This window comes from Thermodesulfobacteriota bacterium, from assembly GCA_040756475.1.
In the GTDB taxonomy this organism is placed as follows: Bacteria; Desulfobacterota; Deferrisomatia; order Deferrisomatales; family JACRMM01; genus JBFLZB01.
The window spans coordinates 12,520-35,261 of sequence record JBFLZB010000009.1; the positions used below are offsets into that span (position 1 = coordinate 12,520).

15 protein-coding genes are annotated in these 22,742 nt (G+C 71.8%); 4 read left to right on the forward strand and 11 right to left on the reverse strand.

Annotation, left to right across the window (positions count from 1 at the left end; translation table 11 throughout):
- Positions 1-34: 34 nt before the first annotated feature.
- Positions 35-1,144, forward strand: coding sequence for a hypothetical protein (locus AB1578_02525; protein MEW6486771.1), 1,110 nt, complete (start codon positions 35-37; stop codon positions 1,142-1,144).
- A gap of 13 nt (positions 1,145-1,157) precedes the next feature.
- Here the strand turns inward: AB1578_02525 and AB1578_02530 are convergent, their stop codons facing one another.
- The gene (locus AB1578_02530) at positions 1,158-2,393 is read right to left on the reverse strand and encodes an HD domain-containing phosphohydrolase (GenBank protein ID MEW6486772.1); all 1,236 of its coding nucleotides are present in this window, start codon (positions 2,391-2,393) and stop codon (positions 1,158-1,160) included.
- 29 nt (positions 2,394-2,422) lie between these two features.
- The gene (locus AB1578_02535) at positions 2,423-4,240 is read right to left on the reverse strand and encodes a HEAT repeat domain-containing protein (protein MEW6486773.1); all 1,818 of its coding nucleotides are present in this window, start codon (positions 4,238-4,240) and stop codon (positions 2,423-2,425) included.
- A 166-nt stretch (positions 4,241-4,406) separates the two neighbouring features.
- On the opposite strand from AB1578_02535, the gene pruA reads away from it, so the two are divergent.
- Positions 4,407-6,038, forward strand: a complete 1,632-nt coding sequence (pruA, locus tag AB1578_02540; protein ID MEW6486774.1) for an L-glutamate gamma-semialdehyde dehydrogenase — start codon at positions 4,407-4,409, stop codon at positions 6,036-6,038.
- Between the two features lie 304 nt (positions 6,039-6,342).
- Here pruA and AB1578_02545 read toward each other — a convergent pair whose 3' ends face one another.
- From AB1578_02545 to AB1578_02560, 4 genes are all read right to left on the reverse strand, one after another.
- Entirely contained in the window at positions 6,343-8,103 is a 1,761-nt protein-coding gene (locus tag AB1578_02545; protein ID MEW6486775.1) for a glutamate cyclase domain-containing protein, read from the reverse strand.
- A complete protein-coding gene (gene lpdA, locus AB1578_02550; protein MEW6486776.1) occupies positions 8,100-9,518 on the reverse strand; it encodes a dihydrolipoyl dehydrogenase in 1,419 nt (472 codons plus the stop codon). Before lpdA ends, AB1578_02545 begins: the two co-directional genes overlap by 4 nt.
- Before the next feature lies 1 nt (position 9,519).
- Entirely contained in the window at positions 9,520-10,854 is a 1,335-nt protein-coding gene (gene odhB / locus AB1578_02555) for a 2-oxoglutarate dehydrogenase complex dihydrolipoyllysine-residue succinyltransferase (GenBank protein MEW6486777.1), read from the reverse strand.
- Between the two features lie 91 nt (positions 10,855-10,945).
- A complete protein-coding gene (locus AB1578_02560) occupies positions 10,946-13,672 on the reverse strand; it encodes a 2-oxoglutarate dehydrogenase E1 component (GenBank protein MEW6486778.1) in 2,727 nt (908 codons plus the stop codon).
- Positions 13,673-13,831: 159 nt separating this feature from the next.
- Here AB1578_02560 and AB1578_02565 point away from each other — a divergent pair, with 159 nt between their 5' ends.
- The gene (locus AB1578_02565; GenBank protein MEW6486779.1) at positions 13,832-16,231 is read left to right on the forward strand and encodes an ATP-binding protein; all 2,400 of its coding nucleotides are present in this window, start codon (positions 13,832-13,834) and stop codon (positions 16,229-16,231) included.
- A gap of 280 nt (positions 16,232-16,511) precedes the next feature.
- On the opposite strand, the gene feoB is transcribed toward AB1578_02565, so the two are convergent.
- Both feoB and AB1578_02575 read right to left on the reverse strand, forming a co-directional pair.
- Entirely contained in the window at positions 16,512-18,356 is a 1,845-nt protein-coding gene (gene feoB, locus AB1578_02570) for a ferrous iron transport protein B (GenBank protein MEW6486780.1), read from the reverse strand.
- Positions 18,353-18,583, reverse strand: a complete 231-nt coding sequence (locus tag AB1578_02575; GenBank protein MEW6486781.1) for a ferrous iron transport protein A — start codon at positions 18,581-18,583, stop codon at positions 18,353-18,355. The genes feoB and AB1578_02575 overlap by 4 nt, the downstream gene beginning before the upstream one ends.
- A gap of 221 nt (positions 18,584-18,804) precedes the next feature.
- Between AB1578_02575 and AB1578_02580 the strand changes: the two genes are divergently transcribed.
- Positions 18,805-19,593 (forward strand): 4Fe-4S binding protein, encoded by a 789-nt coding sequence (locus AB1578_02580; protein ID MEW6486782.1) that lies wholly within the window; start codon positions 18,805-18,807, stop codon positions 19,591-19,593.
- Between the two features lie 194 nt (positions 19,594-19,787).
- Here AB1578_02580 and tsaB read toward each other — a convergent pair whose 3' ends face one another.
- Genes tsaB through AB1578_02595 form a run of 3 tightly spaced genes read right to left on the reverse strand, consistent with a single transcriptional unit; the run spans position 19,788 to position 22,742 of the window.
- A complete protein-coding gene (gene tsaB / locus AB1578_02585; GenBank protein MEW6486783.1) occupies positions 19,788-20,492 on the reverse strand; it encodes a tRNA (adenosine(37)-N6)-threonylcarbamoyltransferase complex dimerization subunit type 1 TsaB in 705 nt (234 codons plus the stop codon).
- A 7-nt stretch (positions 20,493-20,499) separates the two neighbouring features.
- Complete coding sequence (gene rseP, locus AB1578_02590) at positions 20,500-21,570, reverse strand: RIP metalloprotease RseP (protein ID MEW6486784.1); 1,071 nt, start codon at positions 21,568-21,570, stop codon at positions 20,500-20,502.
- Positions 21,570-22,742, reverse strand: coding sequence for a 1-deoxy-D-xylulose-5-phosphate reductoisomerase (locus AB1578_02595; protein MEW6486785.1), 1,173 nt, complete (start codon positions 22,740-22,742; stop codon positions 21,570-21,572). Before AB1578_02595 ends, rseP begins: the two co-directional genes overlap by 1 nt.

Here is a 22,742-nt window from a genome sequence, read left to right on the forward strand (position 1 = left end):
GGTGCCTTCGTCCGCCAAGCACGGGAGGTCCGCCATGACGGTCCACACCCGCAAAGCCGCCTGTCTCGCCCTGGCCCTGGCCGCCGCGTTCCTGGCTGCCCTTCCCCGAGGGGCGTTTTCGGACTCCGGGGGGGGCGATTTCGTGGGTTCGGTGATCTTCTCGAAGGGAGCGCAGGTGGTCGCGGAGATTCCGGGAGGGGCCGTGGAACGGGAGCGGATGACGGTGGTGGGGGGCGACCTGCGGCCCAAGGCCTTTGCGGCGGTGGTTCAGCCCCTGGCGGACGGCACGTTCGTGCTGCGCGTGATCGGCTCCGGCTCTGCGGCCGTGGGCGATCGGCTTGCCCGGGAGACGGAGCCGGAGGCAGCGGCCCGGGTCCTCCGGGAGAACCGGGTCGATGGGTATCGGGAGTTCCTGGACCTCTACCCCAAGAGCCCGTATCGGGAGCGCATCGGGCGCGAGATGTTCCGGCTGGCGATGTCGGAGGCGTTCCCGTCTCCCGAAGGCTCGGTGTTTCGGGGAAAGGTGCGCCTGATCGAGAACCTGGGCCGGGAGCTTCCCCTGCGCGGGGCCACCGTGACCCTGGACCGCTTCGTGCTGCCCCCGACGGACGCCGACGGGGGGGTTCGCCTGGAAGGCATTCCGGTGCTGGAAGAACCGGTCACGGTCCGGCTGCGCCTGCGCGATCCGCGGTTCGAGATGGCGTCGGAGGTGGAGGTGGCCCTGCCGGCCGGGACGTCCGCCCAGGTAACGGCCGACGTGCCCGTTCGGGTGGTGCCCGCCGTGCTGGCGGGAAAGGTAGTGGACGGCCGGGGCGCCCCCCTGCCCGGCGCGGAGGTGTGGACTTCGCCCTACACGACCGAGGTGCTCTCCGGCGACGACGGTACGTACCGGATCTTCCGGCGCAAGCTCCTGGCCCCCACGGAAGGCGCCGCCGCCGACGAGCCGCTCTTCGGGGGCGATTTCGAGGTCTACGCCCGCAGAAAGGGGCACGCCGTCGAGCGGGTCTGGGTCTCCGCCGAGAGCCACCGGGAGAACCCGGTGCCCCTCCTCCAGTTGCCGGCCCAAGACCCCCGCCAGGAGGACCTGCCGGACCTCGCCCTGGACCTGCGCCGTCACCTCTGGGTGAGCACGCCGCTCCGGTAAGGAAGGGGTTGCCCTATGCCCGTGCCCCATCTTCTTCCACCGCTTCGATCCATCCGTTGGGCTGAACGGCGAGGTCCAGCATCTGCCCGCCGTCCACCTGCACGAGGGGGCGGAGCCGATCGGGGGCGCCGGCTTCCAGTACGACGGCGGCCCGGCCGTCCCACAGGCGCACGCGCCGGCCGGGCGCCAGGAACTCCAGGAGACCGGCAAACGCGCCCACGCAGATGGGGTGGAGGTACCCCCTGCGCATGTCCTGGAGGAGGGCGTTGAAGGCCACCTCGGCGCTTCGAGCCGGCCGGTAGGGCCGGATGGTGCGCAGGGCGTCGTAGACGTCGGCCACCGAGACGAGCAGGCTCGCCGGGTGGCACGGCCCCGCGGCTGCCGAGGCCGGATATCCCTGCCCGTCGGCGCCCCGGTGGTGCTGGTACGCCACCACGGGCAGGAGGGGGTGCGGACTGCCGAGGCCCAGGAGCATGCGCGCCCCATCCACCGGGTGGCGGTCCATGACGAGGCGCTCCTCGGAGGTGAGGCGTCCGGGCTTGTTGAGGATCTCGGCCGGGACCTTCTCCTTGCCCAGGTCGTGGCACATGCCTGCCAGGGCCACGGCGTTGACCCCTTCTTCCGGCAGGCCCTGGGTCTCGGCCATGGCCGCCGCGAGCACGCACACGTTGAGGGCATGGGTGAAGGTGTACTGGTCGTGGGACTTGAGCTCCCGAATCGGTCGAAAGAGCTCTTCGCCCGCCGCGAGCCGTGTGGCGATGGCGCGCACCATCTCTTCGGCGCGCCGCAGGCTCACGCTCTTGCCCGCCGCGAGCCCCTGGAGGGTCTCCTCCACGCCGGGAAGGAGCGCCAGGTACCCGGCGGCCAGCTCGGCCATCTCCGGGTCGATGCCCGGGGCGTCCAGGGCCAGCACCCCCGCCCGGATGGCGCCCCCCAGGGGGAACTCCGCCCCGGTGACCAGCCGCTCCACCCACTCCTCCAGTTCCTCCGCCCCGGCCCCCGGCTCGACCTGCACCGACTCGTGGCCCCGGGCGCCCATCTCGCGCAGGAGGGCCGCCAGGGCCGGAGGCGGCTCCGCCAGGGTGCAGTCTTCGACCACGAGGTCGTCGCCGAGCCGGGCAATGCGCACGGTGCCCCCCACCCGGGCCAGGCTCGCCGCCGCCTTCTGGGCCGCCGCTCGGATGAGCTCGTTTCCCGCCGGGTAGAGCCGGCGGGACCGGTACAGACCGGCGAGGTCCCGTAGGAACACCCCTACCTCGCTCCTCACGGACTGGCCCATCACGCCACCCCCGTGCCGGCAGCCAGCACCCGCCTGGCCAGCTCCTGCTCCGCAGCCGTCCCCAAGCGGCCGCGGTCCACGTCGACCAGCGCCGCCTGGGCCGCCAGGGTGTCGAGACTCCCGAGCGCCAGCACCGCCTCCCGGCGCACCTTCGGGTGTTCATGGCCAAGAAGCGCGCGCAGCGCCGGCACCACCCGCGCCTCGCCTCGCCGCCCCAGAGCGACGGCGAGATTGCGGGTCACGTACCAGGGAGAGCTGCGCAGCCGCGCCACGATGGCAGGGGTTGCGGCGTGGGAGAACGCGCAGAGCACGTCCACCAGGAATCGCCGCACCGAGATCCGCTCCTCCGCCCCCAGGGCCCGGAGCACCGGGGCAAGGAGCGCTCCTTCGTGGCGGACCGCAAACGCCAGAAACTGGTCGCGGGTGAGGCGGTCCAGATCGCGCAGCCGGCCCGCGACCGCCTGGAACAGGCGCTCAAGAGCCTCCGGCCGGCCGTCGAGGAACCCCGGCAGGTCGGCGTCCACCCTGGCCAGGAGCTCGAGCATCGGTCCGGGCGAGAGCTCCGCGGCGCGCGCCTCGAGGCGCGCGAGCAGCGCCCCCGCCCACCCCTGCGGGTCGTCCGCTGCGAGGCACACGAGCACCCGGTCCAGGTGCCCGGAGGGTTCCTCGTCCAGGTGGAGGATCTCTCCAGACGGCGCCTCCTCGGGGGCCCGGGCGCCGAGCTCCTCCAGGGAGGCGGCATACTCCTCTCCCAGGAAGGGGTCCTCCTTGAGCTCCAGAAGGAAGGCCTCCACCGCCCTCCAGATCTGGTTGACCAGGAGGCCCTGGCGGGCCGACCCCAGGCGGGCCCGCACCATGGGCAGGAGCTCGTCGGCCCCCGCGGGGGGGGCAAACCGGCGAAATACGTCCGCGAGCCGCCGGGTGCTTCGCCCCTCGGCCGCCGCCAGCGCTGCCAAGAGCTCCACGAGGCGCTCCCCCGCCAGGTCCCGGGTGAGGGCGGCCACCGCCGGCCCGTGCAGCCCCCCCGTCCGGTCGGCCTGACCCACCACGGCGGCCAGCTCCCGCGCCGACAGCCCGTCGCCCAGACGACCGATCTCGTCCTCCAGGGCGTCCCTGCGCGCCTCGGGCAGCACTTCCAGCACCTGGGTGAGCCGCTCGCCCAGGCGAACGAGCACCAGGGCCAGGGACACGGCTTCCTCGGGCACCAGGACCCCCCTCGAACCTGCCCCCCCCAGGGGCAGCACCGAGGTCAGGGCATCGGCAATTTCCTCCGCCGCCACCCCTTCTTGCAGCAGCCACTCCCACCCCTCCCGGCCGCGCCCCTCCCTGGAAGCCGTGTCGTGCCCCCCCTCCCGGAAGGTGTCGTGGAGGCGGGCCAGATCCAGGAGGTCGATCCCGATGGTGGGGATGCCCCCCTCGGCGACCGCCCGCCGGAGCTCTTCTCCCTGGAGGGCGGGATCGGCCAGCAGATCGGCGAACCGGAAGACGTGGCCGGGGGTCACCTCCCCGGCCCAGATGAGGCGCAGCACCCTGCGGGCGTGGAGGTGGGCCGCGAGCTGCCCCGCCCGGGTGTTTCGCCCCCCTGCGTAGGCGGCCCCGACCTGGATTTCACCGGGGAGGACGCCCACCTCGAGGGGTTCCGGGAGCTCCCGGTGTACCAGGGCCAGCAGGCGCCCGGCCAGGTCCGTCAGGTACGGATGACCCGGCGGGTACACCCGCACGCCGCGCACCAGGGCCAGGAGGTCCCGGGCAAAGGCCTCGAGGGCAAGGGAGGTGTCGCGGTGGCCTCCCGGCGGGGGGTGGTTAAACGGGCGCATCCCTTTGCGTATCGGCCCAATGGGCAGAGAGGATGAGGGTGGCCGTCGAGCCCGGGCCGGCTTCGCGTAGGCCCGGCACCTGCTTGACGTTCCGGCAAGGTGGGGCTGTACTGGGCTCGTCACGTGACGCCCGGCTTCGACTTCCCCCGGGCGAGAGGAGCCCGCCATGGCCAACAGCATCGTCAACGTGCCCGAGCCCCGAAACGAGCCTCCCCTGACCTACGCGCCGGGTTCCCCCGAGAAGGCGGCCCTCAAGGCAAAGATTGCCGAGCTGGGGGGAAGGGAGGTGGAGATCCCCCTGGCGATCGGGGGCCGCGAGGTGCGCACCGGGCGCCTGGGGGAGTGCCGGGTGCCCCACCGGCACGCCCACCGGCTGGCGGTGTTCCACGAAGGGGCAGCCCCAGAGGTCGCCGCCGCGGTGGAAGCGGCCCTGGCCGCCCGGTCCGAGTGGGCCGCAACGGCCTGGTACGAGCGGGCGGCCATCTTCCTCAAGGCCGCCGATCTCCTGGCAGGGGGGTGGCGGCAGGTCCTCAACGGTGCGACCCTGCTCGGCCAGAGCAAGAGCCCCTTCCAGGCCGAGATCGACGCGGCCTGCGAGCTCATCGACTTCTGGCGCTTCAACGCCTACTTCATGCAGGTGATGTTCGGCCACCAGCCCCGGTCGGCGCCGGGCATCTGGGACCGGGTGGAGCACCGGGCGCTGGAGGGGTTCGTGTTCGCCGTCACCCCCTTCAACTTCACTTCCATCGCGGGCAACCTCCCCACGGCCCCGGCCATGCTGGGCAACGTGGTGGTGTGGAAGCCCTCCCCCAAGGCCATGTTCTCGGCCCACTACCTGATGGAGCTCCTGCGAGCGGCGGGCCTCCCCCCCGGGGTGGTCAACCTGGTCTCGGGCCCGGCCGCCGACATCGCCCAGGCCGCCCTGGCGCGCCCCGAGCTCGCCGGGGTGCACTTCACGGGGAGCACCGCGGTCTTTCGGGGCATGTGGCGCACGGTGGGCGAACACATCGGGCGCTACCGCTCCTACCCCCGGCTCGTGGGAGAGACGGGGGGCAAGGACTTCGTGTTCGCCCACCCCTCGGCGGACCCCGCCGCCCTGGTCACCGCGCTCGTGCGCGGCGCCTTCGAGTACCAGGGGCAGAAGTGCTCCGCCGCCTCCCGGGCGTACGTGCCCGAGAGCCTGTGGCCCGAGGTGCGCCGCCGCCTCCTGGACGACGTGGGGCGCATCCGGATGGGGGACGTGGCCGACTTTCGCACCTTCCTGGGGGCGCTCATCGACGCCGAGGCCTTTGCCAAGGTGAAGGGGTACGTGGAGTACGCGAAGACGGCCGATGGCCTCACGGTGCTGGCCGGGGGCGGGTGCGACGACCGGGAGGGGTACTTCGTGGAACCCACGGTGGTGCTCTCGGCCGATCCCCGGTCCCGGCTCATGGAGGAGGAGATCTTCGGGCCCGTGCTCACGGTGTACGTGTACCGCGACGCCGACCTGGAGGAAGCCCTCACCCTGTGCGACACCACCTCGCCCTACGCGCTCACCGGGTCGGTCTTCGCCACGGACCGCCGGGCCATCGGCCACCTCTCCCGGCGGCTGCGGGACGCGGCAGGCAACTTCTACGTGAACGACAAGCCCACCGGGGCCGTGGTGGGGCAGCAGCCCTTCGGCGGGGCCCGGGCCTCGGGCACCAACGACAAGGCAGGGAGCCTCTGGAACCTCCAGCGCTGGGTCTCCCAGCGCACCATCAAGGAGACCTTCTGCCCCCCCACCCGCTTCGAGTACCCCCACATGCGCGAGGAGTAAGCGGCAGCCCGGTCTAGCGAGGCTGCGCTTCAGACCGTCGAGGCATGGGCGGGCCGGGGGCCTCCCCTGCGGCGGCGCAGGATCCCGTGAGCTCTCGGATGGTCCGTGGCATTCCAGCAAGGCAGGGGAAGGGCATTGCGCGCCCGCTGGGGCGTCGCCAAAGCCGCCTGCCCCGCCTCCGGGGAGGCCCCCGGCCCGCCCCCCGAACCTTGCGCGGCAACCGGTGGATCAAGCGAAGCGGACCCACCATTTCTCGGGCGCGAAACTTGACGCATTGTTCCAGATTCCCGGTCCTCAAGGATTTCTAGCCCGCACCGCCTCGCAGAACCTCGGCCGGGAGGCCGCTGAGGCGGGCGGCGAGGAGGGCGCCCAGCAGATTCTCGGGAAAGGGCTCCTCGAACCGGCCCAGGTCCTCCTCCTCCCCGTCCACGGCCAGGCGCACCCGCCCCCGGCGGAGCCACGCGCCCTGCTCCACCGGGCCCCGGGCCGAGACGAAGAAGGTCCGGCCCGCGTGCTTTCGGGCCAGGGGGCGCAGGCGCGGGTCGTCGGCGTTGAGGATGAGCGCGTCGTCGGGCCGGTGGTTCATGAAGATCCGGCTCTTGATCCGCACGTACTCGGCCAGGGTCCGGTGGCGGTCCAGGTGGGCCTCGGCCAGGTTGAGCATGACGGCCACCCGGGGGCGAAAGCGCACCACGCTCTCCAACTGGAAGCTCGAGACCGCGAGCACGAAGGTCGGCGGCTCCCCGCCCGGACTTCCCCGGTCGGCCGCGAGCACAAGGGTCGCGAGCGGCGTCCCCCGGTTTCCCCCCACCGCCACGGCTCGCCCCCCCTGTCGAAAGAGAGCGCCGATCCGCTCCGCGGTGGTGCGCTTTCCCACGGTTCCGGTCACGGCGACGATGGGGTTCGTGCACAGGGCCGACGCCATCTCCAGGGCGCTCATCACGGGGATGCCCCGGGCGTGGAGCGCCCCGCGGATGGCCGCGCCGGTGGGGACGCCGGGGCTCACCACCACCAGGTCGCAGGGTTCCAGGAACCCGATCGTGTGCCCCCCGGCCTCCAGGTCGTCGGCCGGCAGGCCAATCTCGGGTACGTGCGCCGCCGCGTCCGAGGCCCGCACCCGATGGCCCCGGCTCCGCAGGAGGGCGGCCGCCGCGCGCCCGGTCTCCCCCAACCCCAGCACGCCCACGGTGAGTGGCCCCCCCCGCTCGAAGGGCGGCGGGGCCACATGGCTTCGCAGCTCTTCGAGCACCCGCAGGGACTCGGCCGCCGGCAGGCCGTCCACGGTGGGCTCGCGGCGCCCGGTGACCCCGTCCACGGCGCCGCCGACCTCCACCACCTTTTCGAGGTCGGCAGTCAGCTTGCCGCCCGCGGGCAGGAGATCGCGTCCTTCCAGCACCGAGAGGGCTCCCACCAGGCCCAGGGCCCCCCAGTTGGAGACCCCCGCCACGATGCAGTAGTCCGTGGGGACGACGGTGGCGACGAGCCGGCCGTGGCAGACGGCGGTGCGGGCCGCGGTGAACACGCGGCCCATGCCGACCTCGTTGCCGCCGTCGCCGATGCCGAGGGTGGTGAGGCCCCGGCGGCCCCCCTCCAGGAAGAGCTCGTCCAGGGGTGCCGTGGTCTCGGAGACGTCGGCGCCCCGCATGTTGCGGTAGCGCCCGTCGGCGCCCCGGCCCAGGCGCTCCACGGCGACCAGGTGGGTGGGCCGGCGCTCGTCCAGATAATGGGCGCAGGCGGCCGCCACCTCGGCCGGGCTCCCGTCCAGGACCCGGGGCTCCTCTCCCAGGGCATGGAAGAGGGGTGCGTTGCGCGCGTCGGTGACGAGGTCCACCGGAATGCCCAGCGCCCGGAGCGCTTCCGCCAGGGCGTGGGCCCCGGGGGGGCCGTCGGTCTCGCCGGCGCCGGCCCCGGTTACGAAGAACCCGCTCACGATGGCCGCCCGCCGGGCCAGCCGCAGGGACTGGGCCGCGAGTCGGAGCTGGTCGGCGATGGCCAGGCCGAACACGTTTCGCCCGCCGGGATCGCGGGCGATGAGGTTTTCCATGGAGGCGATGCGCGGATTCATCCGTCTCCCGCGCACCGCGCCGCGACGCCGGCTGCTTCCATGAGGGCCTCGCCGAAGGTGGGGTGGGCGTGGACGGTGCGGGCCAGGGCCTGGGCGCTCGCGCCCAGCTCCACGGCCAGCACGGCCTCGGCCAGGAGGTCCGAGGCCCGGGGCCCGACGATGTGGACCCCCAGCAGGCGGCCGCTGGCCTGGTGGGCCAGCACCTTGACGAACCCCTCCGCCTCCCCCGCGCACCGGGCTCGCCCGTTGCCCCCGAAGGGGTAGACCCCCGAGCAGTAGGCAACTCCCCGGGCCTTCACCTGCTCCTCGGTCAGCCCCACGCTCGCCACCTCGGGGTGGGTGTAGATGACCGAGGGAACGGCGTCGTAGCTCACCTCTCCCGGGAGCCCCGCGAGCCCCTCCACCGCGGCGATCCCCTCGGCCGAAGCCTTGTGGGCCAGCATGGGCCCGTCCACCAGGTCGCCCACCGCGTACACCGTGGGCACGCTCGTGCGATAGGCCGCGTCCACCCGCACCCGCCCCGTCTTGTCGTCCACCCGCACCCCCGCCTCCTCGAGCCCGAGGCCCCGGGTCAAGGGCCGGCGCCCCACCGCCACCAGGAGCCGGTCGAAAAAAAAGCTCTCCTGCTTCCCCTCTTCCCCCTCCACCACGGCCTTCACGCCCCGCGCCGAGGCCTTGGCCTCCACCACCCGGGTCTTCACCCGAAAGGAAAGGCCCTGCTTCTTCAGGCTCCGCTCCAGGGCCCGGCCCACCTGGCCGTCCGCCGTGGAGGCGATCCGGGGCAGGGCCTCGATCACCGTCACCTCCGACCCCAGGCGCGCCCATACCGAGCCGAGTTCCAGCCCGATGTACCCGCCCCCCACGATCCCCAGCCGCTTGGGCACCGCGTCGAAGGCCAGGGCCTCGGTGGAGGTGACGATGCGCTTGCCGTCGGCCGGGAAGGCCCGGACGTCCACCGGCTCGCTCCCCGTAGCCAGGAGGACGGCCTTGGCTTCCAGGGTCGCTGCCCCCTTGCTCCTGCCCTTCCCCCCCGCCGACTCCACCGCCACCCCATTGGGTCCCGCGAGGCGCGCGTTTCCCCGCACGATCTCCACCCCGGCGCGCTCCAGGAGGGTCTGCACGGCGCCCGTGAGGTCGGCCACCACCCGGTCCTTGCGCGCCAGCATGGTCTTGAGGTCCAGGCGGACCTTGCCCACCCCGACCCCGTGCTCCGCCAGCCGCTCTCCGGCCGCGGCGTAGAGCTCGCTCGAGTCGAGCAGCGCCTTGCTCGGGATGCACCCCACCCGCAGGCAGACCCCGCCAAGGCGCTCCTCCCGCTCCACGCAGGCCACTTTCATCCCGAGCTGCGCCGCCCGGGCCGCCGCCACATAGCCCCCCGGGCCCGCGCCGATCACCACCAGGTCGAAGCCGGCCATCTCACACCTCCAGCCAGAGCCGCTCGGGCTCCTCCACCAGGTCCTTGATCCGCACCAGGAACTGCACGGCGTCCCGGCCGTCCACGAGCCGGTGGTCGTAGGTGAGCGCCACGTACATCATGGGGCGCACGATCACCTGGCCGTCGCGCACCACCGGGCGCGGCTCCACCTTGTGGAGGCCGAGAATCGCGCTCTGGGGAGGGTTGAGGATGGGGGTGGAGAGGAGCGAACCGAAGACTCCCCCGTTGGTGATGGAAAAGGTGCCCCCCTCCAGGTCGGAGAGCTCGAGCTTGTTTTCGCGCACCTTGTCGGCGAACCCAGCGATGGCCCGCTCGATGGCGGGGGCGCCCATGGCCTGCGCGTGCCGGAGCACGGGCACCACCAGTCCCCGCTCGGCCCCGATGGCGATGCCCATGTGGACGAAGTCGTGATAGACGACCTCGTCGCCCTCGATGAAGGCGTTGAGCGCCGGGAAGGCGTGCAGCGCCCGCACGGCAGCGAGCACGAAGAACGACGTGATCCCAAGCCCCACCCCGTGCTGGGCCAGAAAGGCCCCCTTGTGCCGCTTGCGGAGCTCCATCACCGCCCCCATGTCCACCTCGTTGAAGGTGGTGAGCATGGCGGTGTCGCGCTTGGCCTCCAGGAGCCGCTCCGCGATGCGCCGGCGGATGGGGCTCAGGGGCTTGCGGGTGACCCCTTCGGGGCCCTCGGCAGCGGCGGGCTTTGGCGTTTCCGGTGCCTTCTTCGCGGGGGTCTTTTGGGCAGGCTCGGCCTGCCCCGAGGGCTCCGGCGCGGCCCGTTTCGCGGGCGGAGCGTCGGGAGCCTTGCCCGCGTGCTCCTCGATATAGAGGCGCACATCTCCCCGGGTGAGCCGCCCCTCCGGCCCCGTGGCGGGGATCTTGGCGGCATCGAGCCCGTGCTCTTCCACGAGCCGCCGCACCGACGGGGCCAGGGCCTCTGGCTTCGGGGGCGCCTCCGCCCGGGGAGGCGCAGGCTCTGCGGCGGCGGCGGGCCTGTCGGACGCGTCAGACCTGTCAGACCTGTCAGACCTGTCGGACTGGTCGGACTTGTCGGACGTGTCGGTCCGACCGGCGCCCCCGCCCTCCGACACGATCTTGCCCACCACGTCGCCGACCGCCACGGTCTGGCCCGCCTTCACCAGGATGCGCAAGGTCCCGGAGGCTTCCGCCGGGACCTCCAGGGTGATCTTGTCGGTCTCCAGGAGGAAGACGGGCTCGTCCACCTTCACCGCCGCGCCGTCGGCGGCGAACCACTCGGCCAGGAGGGCCTCCCGTACCGACTCCCCCACCTCGGGTACCCGAACCTCGGTCTCCATCGCGCGCTCCTCCTCGGGTCTGCAGAAACAGCCAGGGGGCGCCCCCTTCCCACCCCAAATCCAGCCAGGGTGCGGGAGGCGCCCATACTCTTCAGCCTTCTCCCAACGCCTCTCGCACCAAGGCTTCCTGTTCCTGTCGATGCAGGAAGGAAAAACCCGTGGCCGGGCTCGCCGCCGCGGGGCGCCCCACGTAGCCCACCTCTGCACCGCCCTTCGCGCCCCTAGCGCCCGGGGCCCGCAGCCGGGGCGCCACGAAGGCCCAGGCCCCCATGTTGGCCGGCTCCTCCTGCACCCAGCGCCACTCTTTAACGCCGCGCAGGGGCGCCAGGGCCTCTTCCAGGGCCGCCTCCGGGAAGGGGGCGAGCTGCTCCAGGCGCACCAGGGCCACGCCCTTGATCCCGGCCTTCTTCCGGGCGGCCAGGAGGTCATAGTAGATCTTGCCGGTGCACAGGAGCACCCGGCGGGGTTTGCCCCTGACCGGCTGCGGGTCCGGCAGCACCGTGCGGAACCGGCCCTCGGCCAGCTCCGTCAGGGGGGAAACCGCTTCGGGGTGGCGCAGGAGGCTCTTGGGGGTCAGGACCACCAGGGGCTTGCGCCAGGGAGCTTTGGCCTGCCGCCGCAGGAGGTGGAAGTACTGAGCGGGGGTCGTGGGCTGGCACACCTGGAGGTTGTCCTCGGCGAAGAGCTGGAGGAACCGCTCGGGCCGGGCCGTGGAGTGGTCGGGCCCCTGCCCCTCGTAGCCGTGGGGCAGGAGCAGCACGAGCCCGTTGGGCCTTTGCCACTTGGCCTCGGCGCTCGCCACGAACTGGTCGACGATCACCTGGGCCCCGTTGGCGAAGTCGCCGTACTGGGCTTCCCAGAGCACCAGGGTACGGGGCGCCACCGCCGCGTACCCGTACTCGAACCCCACTACGGCCGCCTCGGAAAGCGGGCTGTCGAACACCTGGAACCGCGCCTGTCCCCGCTTCACGTGGTCGAGCGGCACCCAGGGCTCGCCGCTGGCGGTGTCGAACCACACGCAGTGGCGCTGGCTGAAGGTGCCCCGCCGGCTGTCCTCCCCGCTCAGACGCACCGGAACGCCTTCCGACAAGAGGCCCCCGAAGGCCAGGGCCTCGGCCCCGGCCCAGTCCAGCCCCGTCCCCCCCTCCCCCGACTGTGCCGCTTCCACTCTGCGCTCCAGGATCTTCCGCAGCTTGGGATGGAGCGAGAAGCCGTCGGGCACCCGGGCGAGGGCCCGGTGGAGGTCCTGCAGCTCCCCCTCCGGGACGCCCGTGTCCGGTCCGGGCTCCTCCGGCCGGCCTCCCAGGCCCTCCCACCCGTCCCAGGGCTCCGGGGGCGACCAGACGCAGGGCTGGGAGCGCGCCGCCTGGTACGCCTCCTCCAGGGCGGCGTCCACCTCGCGGTTGAGCTCCTCCAGGAGGGCGGCGCCTTCTGCCTCCGGCGCCGCTTCTCGCGCGTAGAGCTCGTGCACCGGGGGGCGGTCGCGAATCCGCTCGTAGAGCAGCGGCTGGGTGAAGTAAGGCTCGTCTCCCTCGTTGTGGCCGTGGCGCCGGTAGCACACCAGGTCCACCACCGCGTCCTTGCCGAACTCCAGGCGGTACGCCAGCGCGAGCCGCGTGGCGAAGAGCACCGCCTCCGGGTTCTCCCCGTGGACGTGGAAGATCGGCACCATGAGCATCTTGGCCAGGTCGGTGGCGTAGCGGGTGGACCGGGCGTTCTCGGGCACCGTGGTGTACCCGATCTGGTTGTTGAGCACGATGTGGAGCGTGCCCCCCGTGGCATACCCGGGCAGGCGCGAGAGATTCAGGGTCTCGGCCACGATGCCCTGCCCCGGGAAGGCCGCGTCGCCGTGGATGAGGAGCGGGAGGACGGCCCGGGGCCCGCCCTCCCCCCGCCGGTCCTGAAGAGCCCGGGCCATGCCCTCCACCACCGGGTTCACCGCCTCCAGGTGGCTCGGGTTCTCGGGGAGTACCACCCGCACGGGCCCCGCCCCGGTCTCGAGGCGGCCCGCGTAGCCGCTGTGATACTTCACATCGCCCCCCCCCGGCAGCTCCTCCGGGTCGTAGGTCGCCTCGAACTGGCAGAAGACCTCCTCGTAGCTCTTCCCGAGCAGGTTCACGTGCACGTTGAGGCGCCCCCGGTGGGCCATCCCGAGCACCACTTCCTCGACTCCCTGCTCGGCGGCCGACCGGAGCAGGTCTCGGAGCTGGGGGATCAGGACCTCTGCTCCTTCCAGGGAGAACCGGGTCTGCCCCAGGTATCGTTTGTGGAGGAAGGCTTCGAACCGGGCAGCCCGGACGAGCCACCGCAGCACCTCCCGGCGCCGGTCGGGCCCCAGGGCGAGCCGGTTGCGCACGGGCTCCATGCGGTCTTGCAGCCAGCGGCGCTCGTCCGGGTCTTGCAGGTGCTGGTACTCCACCCCCACCGCCCGGCAGTAGGTCTCCCGCAGGGCGTCGACCACGGTGCCCAGGGGGACCGCCTCCCCGCCGAGCTCCGGGGCCCAGACCGGCTTCTCCAGGTCTTCCGGCCCGAGCCCGAAGCCTTCCAGATCCAGGAGGGGATGGGAGGTGGGGCAGACGCTGAGGGGATCGAGGCAGGCCAGCAGGTGCCCCAGCTCCCGGTACCGGGCGATCAGGGCGTCCGCCTTGGCCTGGAGTTCGGCCCCGGCGGCCGCCCCCTCGCCCGGCAGGCGTCGGGAGCCGAGCTCGAACCCCTCGAAAAACGCTCGCCACTCGGCGGAGACCCCCTCGGGGTCCGCCCGCCAGCGGGCGTACTGATCGTCGATGTACTGGGCGTTCCCGACCGCGGAAACACGCATGGGGGCTCCTCCGCAGCGATGGATGGGGCCGGCTCAGGGTAGCGGGCCGAACCGGGAAAGCAAGGGCGCCGGAAGTCCTGGGAGCCGAGCGGTTTGAAACGGGACCCCAGGTGGTTACAATGGCGCTTCTTTGTTCCCTCTCTTGCGGAGGAGGCCCGGATGACCCCCCCCTTGGAACCCCTGAGGCTTCGCCGGCGGGTGGACCCCGCCGCATTCCCCTTCGAGACCACCGCCGACATCGAGCCCATGCGCAAGCCCCTGGGGCAGGGGCGGGTTCTGCGGGCCCTGGACTTCGGCATCGGGGTCGAGAGTCAGGGTTACAACATCTTCGTTCTCGGGCAGCCCGGGGCCGGCAAGCGCACCACGGTGCTCGACCTGCTCCAGGAGGCCGCCGCCCACCGCCCCGTGCCCGAGGACTGGGCGTGCGTCTTCAACTTCCAGGACGAGGAGCGCCCCCTGGCCCTGTCGCTGCCGGCCGGGAGCGCCGAGGGTCTGCGCCAGGACATGGAGGCCCTGGTAAAGAGCCTGCTCGCCGAGATTCCCAAGGCGTTCTCGGGGGACGGCTACGAAAAGGAGAAGGCGGCAGCCGTCAAGGCCGCCCAGGAGGAGAAGACCCAGGTCTTCCGGGAGCTCGAAACCGTGGCCAACGCCCACGGGTTCCTGGTGCAGCGAAGCGCCGAAGGACTCGCACTCATCTACACCCACGAGGGCTCCCCCGTGAGCCAGGAAGACTTCGAGAAGCTCCCCGAGGCGGAGCAGGAAGCCGTGCGCAAGGCCCGCGAGGTGCTCCAGTCGAAGCTTCGGGAGACCATCGAGGCGGTCAAGGCCATCGAGCACCGGGCCAAGGAGACGGTGAAGGACTTGGAGCGCCGGATCGCCCTGGCCGCGGTGGGCCACGAGATCGAGGCGCTGGTGCGGAAGTACGCGGCGCTCGCCCGGGTGGTGGAGTACCTCAAGGCCGTGGAAAAAGACGTCATCGACAACCTGGACGAGTTTCGCTCCGGCGGCCAGGAAGGCCCCACCCTGCCCTTTCCCTTTCGGGCGGCCCTCACCGAGAACCGCACCAAGCGCTATCAGGTGAACGTGCTCGTGAACAACAAGGGGCTGGAGGCCTCCCCGGTGGTGCACGAGTCGAACCCCACCTACCACAACCTCATCGGGCGCATCGAGCACCACGTGCAGCTCGGGGCCTTCACCACCGACTTCACCCTGGTCAAGGCGGGCGCCTTCCACCGGGCCAACGGGGGCTACCTGGTGCTCGACGCCCGGGACGTGCTCGTCAACCCCTTCGCCTACGATGCGTTGAAGCGGGTGCTCAAGGAGCGGGAGATCCGCATCGAGGAGATCGGCGAGCAGTTCCGCCTCATCTCCACCACCACACTCAAACCCGAGCCCATCCCCGCGCGGCTCAAGGTGGTGCTCCTGGGCACGCCCTGGATCTACTACCTGCTCCACCACTACGACGAGGACTTCGCCCAGCTCTTCAAGGTCAAGGGCGAGTTCTCCGACGACATGCCCCTTACCGACGAGAACCGGGAGAGCTACGCCTTCCTGGTGGCCCACCACTGCACCGAAGAGGGGCTCCTGCCCTTCCATCGGGATGCGGTGGCCGGGGTGGTGGAGGAGGGCCTGCGCTTCGCCGAGCACCAGGAGCGCCTCGCCAGCCACCACCAGGAGCTGGTGGACCTGGTGCGCGAGGCCCACCACTGGGCACGGGCCGCCGGGGCGCCGGTGGTGGGCGCCGAGCACGTGGCGCGGGCCGTGTCGGAGAAGATCGGGCGCAACAACTATCTGGAAGAGATCATCGGCCGCCTCATCGAGGAGGGCACCATCGTCATCGAGGCCGAGGGCGAGGCCGTGGGCCAGGTGAACGGGCTCTCGGTGTACGACCTGGGGGACTACGCCTTCGGCAAGCCCTCCCGCGTCACGGCCAAGGTCTTCCTGGGCAAGGAGGGGGTGGTCAACATCGAGCGCGAAAGCGAGCTCGGGGGCCGCATCCACAACAAGGGCATGCTCATCCTCCAGGGCTACTTCGGCTCCCGCTACGCCCGGCGTTTCCCCATCGCGTTCGCCGCGACCCTATGTTTCGAGCAGTCCTACGGCGGGGTGGAGGGCGACAGCGCCTCCACGGCCGAGCTGCTGGCCCTGATCTCGGCCCTGGGCGAGGTCCCCCTGCGCCAGGACCTGGCCATCACGGGATCGGTGGACCAGCGGGGCAGCATACAGGCCATCGGGGGCGTGAACCTCAAGATCGAGGGCTTCTACAAGACCTGCGTGGTCAAGGGCCTCACCGGCACCCAAGGGGTCGTCATCCCCCGGGCCAACCTGAAGAACCTCATGCTCGACTCCGAGGTGGTGGCGGCGGTGGAGGCGGGCCGATTCCACGTGTACGCCGTCGCCACCGTGGACGAGGCGCTGGAGCTCTTCACGAGGCTGCCGGCGGGAGCCGAGGACGCCTACGGCAACTACCCCGAAGGCAGCGTCAACGCCAAGGTGATGCGCCGCCTCGAGCGCCTGGCGGAGCTGTGGAAGAAGCTCCACGCGGGGGAGACCGCGTAGCCGGGCCCCATGGAAATCGGTATCGGGATCGGTTCGATAGCGATACCGATAGCGATACCGATCCCGAACGGGTGCAGGGGGTCGGGGAAGGGTTCTCCCTACTGTCGGCACTTTCCGCAGGCCGAGCACCCGGCGCAGGCGTCGAGCTCCTGCCGGCAGCGGGGGCAGATGCGCCAGCCCGGCTGCTCCAGGGGGCAGCGGCAGGAGGGGCAGGCCCGGGGAGACGACGTGGGGCTGGGAACCGGTTTCCGGAAGGGATTTCGCATGGAAGCCCCCGTCCTCAGAGGACGGCCTGGGCCACAAGGCCGCCCACGCCGAAGGCCAGGGCGCAGGCCCCGAGCCAGATGGTGGCCGCCTCGCGCACGCCCCGCTCCTTGAAGAGGATCATGAGGCTCGCGATGCACGGCACGAAAAGCGTGATCGTGACCAGGCTTACCACGGTCTGCCAGGGGCTCAGGGAGAGGTCGGTCAGGCCCGCGGCACCGAAGTCGCGCCGTACCATCCCCATCACGAAGGCCGTGGCGGCCTCCCGGGGAAGCTTGAGCCACCCCTCGGTCAGGGGCGCCAGGGCTCGCTGCCAGGCCCCCAGCCCCCCGCTCACTTGCAGCAGTGAAACCCCGAGGGCGCCTACCACGAACCAGACGTAGGCCTCCTTCATGAAAAAGAAGGTGCGCACGAAGATCTTGCGCGCCACGTTGCCCGGCCGAGGCCAGCGCATGGGGGGCAGGTCGATCAGGAGCGGCGTGCTCTTGCCGGGGATCACCCGGTGGAGCACCGTTCCCACGGCGACCAGGCAGGCGAAGATGACCAGGGCGTACACCGCGGTGTACCTGGCCCCCACCGCGGCCAGCATGCCGACGATGACCCCCAGCTGGGCCGAGCAGGGGATCACGAAGTTCAGGATCGTGGTGGCGATGGTGCGCTCCCGCTGGGAGCCGAGGATGCGGGTGGTAATGGTACCGAGCTGGACGCACCCGAACCCCAGGATCACCGGGATCACGGCGCGGCCGTTGAGCCCCAGGGAGTTCATGAGCCGGTCCAGCAGCGTGGCCAGGCGGGGCAGGTATCCCGAGTCCTCCAGGAGGGAGAGCGCCGTATAGAACCCCATAACCAGGGGCAGCAGAAGCCCCAGCAGGTAGGTCACCGTCATGGTGAGGACGCCGAACTCGCCCACCAGGATCTGTCCCAAAACCGTGGCTTCGGGCACCCACCGCCCCACCACCTCCCGGATCCACGGCTCGTAGTACCCCTGGAGGAGGGTCTCTTCGGTGAGTCCCACCACCTCCCCCGCGATCCACACCCCGATGAGCTCGTAGCAGCCCCACAGGACCAGGAACAGGATGGGGACCCCCGTGAGGGGCTCCAGGCACAGGCGCCCCAGGACGTCCCGCACCCGCGCCGAGCCCTCGGGCCGCACCACCACCCGCTCTACCAGGTCGTTGACCCGCTGCCGGCGCAGGAGATAGACGCGCTCCCGCTCCCCCAGGGGGGCGACCCCGTGGCGCTGGGCCACGACGGCGTCTCCCTCGAGCACGAGGAGCGCTTCCGGGCGCGAGTCCACCCGATCCAGGAGCCGGAGCACCTGGGCCTCCACCTCCGGATGGGCGCGGCCCGGCACCGCCCGTTCCAGGGCCTCGTAGGCCTCCCGGAGGCCCCGGCCCTTCACGGCCGCCGCGGGGATCACCGGCACCCCGAGCTCCTCCGAGAGGCGCGCCGCGTCGACCACGATGCCCGCGGCCTCCGCCTCGTCGCAGAAGTTCAGGGCCACCACGGTGGGCAACCCCATGTCGATCACCTGCAGGGTGAGGAAGAGGTCGCGCTCCAGGTGGGTCGCGTCTACGATGTTCACCACCACGTCGGCGCCCAGGATCACGTCCCGGGCCACCCGCTCCTCGTCATTGAAGGACCCCACCCCGTAGACGCCCGGGGTGTCGAACAGGGCGTCCTCCCCGACCCTTCCCCGGTGCACCTCCACCGTGGTGCCGGGAAAGTTGGAGACCTCCACGTACATGCCGCTCCACGCGCCGAAGAATACGGACTTGCCCACGTTGGGATTGCCGACGAGCACGATCTTCCGCCGCCCCGCCGCCTCTTCGAGGATCGGGGCACAGGCACCGTGGTTCACGCCCTGCTCCCCTCTCCCTCGACCTGTATGGCCCGAGCGAGCTGCCGCCCCACCGCGATCTCCTGCCCCCCGTAGCGCAGCACCAGGGGGCCGAAGGGCAGCTTGGCCTGGCAGCACACCCGGCAGCCGTCGGCGATGCCGAAGCGCAGGAGCTGAACCCGAAGGTCGGCGTCCGGGATGGCCGTCACCCGGGCCCACTCGCCCCGCCGCATATCGCTCAGACACATGTCCTGGCTCCTCTTGTTGAGAACGAATGTCAGGATAATGAGTCGGAGCGCCGGGGTCAACAACAAACTGAGAGCGATTTTCAAGAAAGCGCCGGCTGGCACGAGGCTCGGCTTGACCTCGATCAAGGCCGGCGCCCCACGGGAGGCGTATCTTCCCCCCAGACGACACCACACAGTACACAGGGCACGGAGCCCAAAGCACAGGCACAAGGGAGGCCGCCATGAAGCGCCAGATCATCCGCATCGACGAAGACAAGTGCACAGGCTGCGGCCTGTGCGTCCCCAACTGCGCCGAGGGCAGCCTGGAGATCCGCAACGGAAAGGCTGTGCTCGTCAAAGAGGCCCTGTGCGACGGCCTGGGGGCCTGCCTGGGCCACTGTCCGGAGGGGGCCCTCATCATCGAGGAGCGCGACGCCGAGGCCTTCGACGAACACCTGGTCGAGCAACGGCTGGAGGCACTGGGACGTCCCCCGCTCCACGCGCCCCAGCCGGCGGCGAAACCGCCCGTGGCGGGGGGCTGCCCCTCCGCCCGGCCCCTGAGCCTCGGCGGCGGGTGCCCGTCGGCCCAGGCGGCCACCCTGGGCGCGCGCCGGCCCGCGGCCGCCCCCGGCGGGGCGCAAATCGCTGCGCCAACGCCCTCGGAGCTCTCCCACTGGCCCGTGCAGCTGGGGCTCCTGCCTCCGACGGCGCCCTTCTTCCGCGGGGCCGAGCTCCTGCTCACCGCCGACTGCGTGCCGTTTGCCTACCCGGACTTCCACCAGAACCTGCTGCGGGGCAAGGCAGTCGCGGTGGCATGCCCCAAGCTCGACAACGCCGGAGCCCACTTCCAGAAGCTGATCCAGATCTTCCGGCAGGGAGGGCTCGCCGGGGTCACGGTGGTGCGCATGGAGGTGCCCTGCTGCGGGGGGCTGAGCGCCATGGCCGCGGAAGCCCTCAAGGAGAGCGGCGCGAACATCCCCTACCGGGAGGTGGTGATCGGACGGGACGGCACGGTGGTGGGTGACGGGTGACGGGTGACGGGTGACGGGGGAGACGTGAGACGTGAAATGTGAAACGTGAGACGTGACGGGCGCGGAGTGCCGAGTGACGCGTGAAGCGTGAGGCGGGCGTCGATCCTACTCCAACGAGCAACGGACAACGACCAACGGGCAACCTGCAACGCGCAACCCGCAACGGACCACGGACAACGGACAACGGACAACTACTATTTCCCTTGCGGCTGCCTTGCTTCTTCCGCCTCGCTGCGGCGAAGGTAGAGGGGAGCCAGGGTGGCGGGAACCCCGGCGCGGCCCTCGCGCAGGGCCTCCTCTCCCAGGAGGGCCACCTGCCCCGGGGTCACGTGCCATCGGGAGGGGGGAGCGCAGGAGAGGGCCTCTCCCAGGGCCTCCTCGAACACGGCCCGGTAGGGGCCGAGACCGGATCCCAGGGCCAGGACGGGTCCTCCCGCGGCGGCGGCCCGCGCCCGCCCGGCGAGCTCGGCCGGAGACCACGCGGCCGGGTGGACCGCCACCGCCCCGTCGCGGCCCCGATACGCGGCCCCGTAGACCTGTCGCTTGCGGGCGTCCAGAAGGGGAACGATGAGGCCGGGGAAGGGCATGGCGCCCCGCGCCAGGGCCTCCAGGGTGGAGACCCCCGCCAGCGGTCGACCCAGGGCGAAGGCGATCCCCTTGGCCGTCGCCAGGCCTACCCGGAGCCCGGTAAAGGACCCGGGGCCTATGGTGACCGCCACCGCCTCCAGCTCCCGGCGCTCCACCCCCGCGCCGGCCAGGGCTTCGTCCACCAGCGCGAAGAGCCGCTCCGAGTGGCGGTAGGCCGAGACCTCCACGAACTCCGCCACGAGCTGCCCGTCCACGAGCAGCGCCACTCCGGCGGTGGCGTCGGCGGTGTCGATGGCCAGAAGGGCGCCCACGCCGCCCTCAGCCGGTCACGAGCCGAGCCACATCGTTGTAGATCACGTACGCCATGAGCATGAGGAGGATCATGAGGCCCACCTGCTGGGCCACCTCCCGGTTGCGGATGCTCACCGGGCGCCCCCGCAGGGCCTCGATGCCGAAGAAGAGCACGTGGCCGCCGTCGAGGATGGGGATGGGCAGGAGGTTCAGGACCGCCAGGTTCACCGAGAGGACCGCCACCAGGAAGAGGAAGCTCAGGAGCCCCGCCCGGGCCGTCTCCCCGGCCATCTGGGCAATGGCGATGGGCCCCCCCAGGTTGCGGGGGCTCACCCGCCCCACCACCATCTTCCCCAGCACCTCCACGGTAAGCCAGGTCCAGCGGCCGGTCTCCCGCAGGCCCACCCAGGGCGCTTCCCAGAGGGATGACCGGCGGATCTCCACCTCCCCGGCGGGGCCGATCCCGATCATGGGCCGCTCCACCACCTCTCCCAGGAGGTTGCGCGAGGTGCGCCGGGCGGGGGCGACGGGCACGGAGAGGGCCTCTCCCTCCCGGTCCAGCACGAGGACGATCTCCCTTCCTTCGGAGCCCGCGATGGCCTCGGCCATCTCCTCCCAGGACCCCACCGCCGTACCGTCCACGGCCACCACCCGGTCGCCCGAGCGCACCCCTGCCGCAGCCGCCGGCATGTCGGGCGTGACCTCTCCGACGACGGCCTGCAGGATCGGAGTCCCCAGGAGCCCCAGGAGGGCGAAGACCACCACCGCCAGCGCGAAGTTCATGAAGGGGCCTGCCGCCACCGTGGCCAAACGGTGGGACACGGGCCGGGCGCTGAAGCTGACCCGGGTCTCCTCGGGGGGCAGCTCCTCGTCGGGGTCCTCACCATAGAGCTTGACGTAGCCGCCCAGGGGAATGGCCGAGATCACGTACTCCGTCTCCCCCCGTTTGGTCCCCAGAAGGGTGGGACCGAATCCCAGGGAGAACTTGAGCACCCGGATCCCCAGCCGCTTGGCCACGAGGAAGTGTCCCAGCTCGTGGACGAAGATCAGGATGCCCAGGAGGACGAGAAACGGGATGGTAAAGTGGAAAAAAGACATCAGGTTGCGCTCCTCGCGCCCCTCTCGGCGATCCAGGCCCGCACGAAACTGCGGGCCCAGCGGTCCACCTCCAGGGCGGTGTGGACCGAGTCGAGGGGGCGGGGTGAGTGGGCCTGGAGGGCCGCGTCGACCGCCGCGGGGATTCCAGGAAAGGAAAGGCGGTCCCCCAGGAACGCCTCTACCGCGGCTTCGTTGGCCCCGGAGAGGACCGCCGGCGCCGTGCCCCCGGCCCGCAGGGCGCCGTAGGCGAGGTCCAGGCACGGAAAGGCCTCCCGGTCGGGGGGCTCGAAGGTCAGGGGACCGGCCTGCCACAGGTCGAGGGTCAGGTCGGGCAGGGGCAGGCGCGCCGGGTAGTGGAGCGCGTAGGCGATGGGCCCCCGCATATCGGCCACCCCGAGCTGGGCCAAGAGCGAGCCGTCGATGAACTCCACCAGGGAGTGGACCACGCTCTGGGGGTGGAGGGTCACGTCGATCCGGTCCGCCGGCACCCCGAAGAGCCAGTGGGCCTCGATGACCTCCAGGCCCTTGTTCATCAGGGTCGCCGAGTCTACCGTGATCTTCGGCCCCATGGCCCACCGGGGGTGGGCCAGGGCCTCCTGGACGCCCACCCGGGCGAGGCTGCCCGCGCTGCGCCCGCGGAAGGGGCCGCCGGACGCCGTCAGGATGAGCCGGCGCACCTCCGCGGCATCTCGCCCCTCCAGGGCCTGGAACAGGGCCGAGTGCTCGCTGTCCACCGGCAGGAGGCGGGCGCCGCTGCGGCTCGCCGCCTCCATCACCAACTCGCCCGCCGCGACCAGGGTCTCCTTGTTGGCCACGGCCACGTCCTTGCCCTCGAGCAAGGCCGCGTAGGTCGGGACGAGGCCCGCCGCCCCCACGATGGCGGAGACCACCAGGTCCACCTCGGGAGCCGCGACGGCCCGCACCAGGCCCTCGGTGCCCCAAACCACCTCCGCGCGGCTCTCCAGGAGGCCGGCCAGCCGGCGGGCGTCCGCTTCGGTGGGCACCGACACGAGCGCCGCCCCCGTCTGGGCCACCTGCCGGGCGAGGCGCTCGGGGCGGCTGCTCCCCGCCGCCAGGGAGTGCACCCGGAAGCGGTCCGGAAACCGGCCCACCACGTCCAGGGTGCTCTCGCCGATGGAACCGGTGGAGCCCAGGAGGGCCAGTCCCTTCAC

Excerpts from the sequence above, each read along its gene's own strand:
- rseP (MEW6486784.1), bottom strand. The coding sequence starts at position 21,570 with ATGTCTTTTTTCCACTTTACCATCCCGTTTCTCGTCCTCCTGGGCATC.
- AB1578_02580 (MEW6486782.1), top strand. The coding sequence starts at position 18,805 with ATGAAGCGCCAGATCATCCGCATCGACGAAGACAAGTGCACAGGCTGC.
- AB1578_02560 (MEW6486778.1), bottom strand. The coding sequence starts at position 13,672 with ATGCGTGTTTCCGCGGTCGGGAACGCCCAGTACATCGACGATCAGTAC.
- AB1578_02525 (MEW6486771.1), top strand. The coding sequence starts at position 35 with ATGACGGTCCACACCCGCAAAGCCGCCTGTCTCGCCCTGGCCCTGGCC.
- lpdA (MEW6486776.1), bottom strand. The coding sequence starts at position 9,518 with ATGGCCGGCTTCGACCTGGTGGTGATCGGCGCGGGCCCGGGGGGCTAT.
- AB1578_02535 (MEW6486773.1), bottom strand. The coding sequence starts at position 4,240 with ATGCGCCCGTTTAACCACCCCCCGCCGGGAGGCCACCGCGACACCTCC.
- pruA (MEW6486774.1), top strand. The coding sequence starts at position 4,407 with ATGGCCAACAGCATCGTCAACGTGCCCGAGCCCCGAAACGAGCCTCCC.
- odhB (MEW6486777.1), bottom strand. The coding sequence starts at position 10,854 with ATGGAGACCGAGGTTCGGGTACCCGAGGTGGGGGAGTCGGTACGGGAG.
- AB1578_02545 (MEW6486775.1), bottom strand. The coding sequence starts at position 8,103 with ATGAATCCGCGCATCGCCTCCATGGAAAACCTCATCGCCCGCGATCCC.
- AB1578_02575 (MEW6486781.1), bottom strand. The coding sequence starts at position 18,583 with ATGTGTCTGAGCGATATGCGGCGGGGCGAGTGGGCCCGGGTGACGGCC.
- AB1578_02565 (MEW6486779.1), top strand. The coding sequence starts at position 13,832 with ATGACCCCCCCCTTGGAACCCCTGAGGCTTCGCCGGCGGGTGGACCCC.